This is a genomic window from Paracoccus sp. (in: a-proteobacteria) (assembly GCF_030536915.1).
Lineage (GTDB): Bacteria > Pseudomonadota > Alphaproteobacteria > Rhodobacterales > Rhodobacteraceae > Paracoccus.
On the sequence record NZ_JAUNPC010000219.1, the window covers coordinates 1 to 1612 of the forward strand.

Annotated in this window: 1 protein-coding gene; it reads left to right on the forward strand. The window is 67.4% G+C overall.

Annotation, left to right across the window (positions count from 1 at the left end):
- A partial coding sequence (locus tag Q4F04_RS15890; RefSeq protein ID WP_303370755.1) for a Zn-dependent hydrolase occupies window positions 1-847 on the forward strand: 847 nt, incomplete at its 5' end.
- Between the last annotated feature and the right edge of the window lie 765 nt (window positions 848-1612).

The following is a 1612-nucleotide window of genomic DNA, read 5'->3' on the forward strand; positions in this document are numbered from 1 at the left end:
CGGCTCGGGCATCTGGGCGGGGGTCTACAGCCGCGCCTATGGCGACAGCCGGACCGATGCGGGGGGCGACAGCTTCGGGGCCTCGCTCGACCGCATCGGCTGGCGCGGAGACGCGAAGGCCGGCTCGGTCCGCTTTGGCGCGATGTTCGAGCTGCATATCGAACAGGGGCCCATCCTTGAGGCCGAGGGCAGGCAGATCGGCGTGGTGCAGGGCGTCCAGGGGATGCGCTGGTTCGACCTGAGCCTGACGGGAACGGCGGCGCACACCGGCTCGACCCCCATGCACCTGCGCCGCAACGCGCTTGTCGGCATGGCGCGGGTGATCGGGGGCATCGACCGGATCGCCCGCGGCCACAAGGACGCCGTGGGCACGATCGGCTTCCTCGAGGTCAGCCCGAACTCGCACAACGTCATCCCCGGCGAGGTGCGCGCCACCATCGACCTGCGCCATCCCGAGGACGCCGTCCTGGACCGGATGGAACAGGAGGTTGCCGCGCTGGTGGCCGAGACGGCGCAGGCGGACGGGCTTGAACATCGGCTCGATCCCATCTCGCGCACGGCGCCCGTGGCCTTCGACCCCGAATGCATCGCGTCCGTGCGGGCCGGTGCCAGGGCGGCAGGGCTTTCCACCCGCGACATGATCTCGGGGGCCGGCCACGACGCGGTCCATGCCGCGGCCGTCGCGCCGACGACGATGATCTTCGTGCCCTGCAAGGGCGGGCTGTCGCACAACCCGGCGGAATCCACGTTGCCCGAGGAATGCGCCGCCGGCGCGCAGGTGCTGCTGGAGGCCGTGCTGGACTACGACCGCCGCAGGGCCGAACGCCGCAAGGAAGCCGCCGCATGAGCCGGAATCCGCCCTCGGTTCCGGTCTCATGACAGCAGCCGAAGACAACCGCGGCGCCGAACGCGAGGGCCAAGAGGAAGACCATCTTCGATGTCGCTCCGTGCCGCTGCTTGCCGCCCGTGGAATGTTGGCGCGGCCCGGGACCGGGCCCGGCTGCGACGTGTCTGGAGCGTCGGAAGACGGGACAGGGGGCGCGAAGGCTTCGATCGCCATCGTCGTGATTGGCCCTCCTCCGGCGTGGTCTGCAGCCTTCGCGTGCTGTCGGTTTCGGCAGCCGCCCTTCGGACCTGCCGATCGGGACCTTTCACCCGAACACACAGGGTCTCGATCTGCTGAAGGGAAAGGACAGCGAACTCGCGAACGGGCCCGGGGGAGATCAATCCTGTCATGCTGATCTCTGCGGTCAGCCGGACAAGCCAAGCGGCCGAAAACACCGTTCAGCCGCCTGTCTGCTGTCAGCCGTGCGACAGACAGCCCCGAGACGGGGCGGAACGGCAGAATCCCGACAGACTTTCCACTGGACCCAAGGTGCTTTCTTCTTGTCGGCCGAGCTGCCTTCGCCATTGTCCAGACAACTCGCAAGGACTTGGCCGACCTGTGCGCCTGACAAACCCCACCCAATTTCCCGAAAGCTGTCCACCAGTCGAAGCTGGTATTACATAATCCTGGTTACTGCCTGACATGATTGTAGGCGGGCGGATTCCATTCTGAAACGCGACAGCCCTATTCTGGCGGGCGTTTTCGACATGGAGGACCGGATCTTGG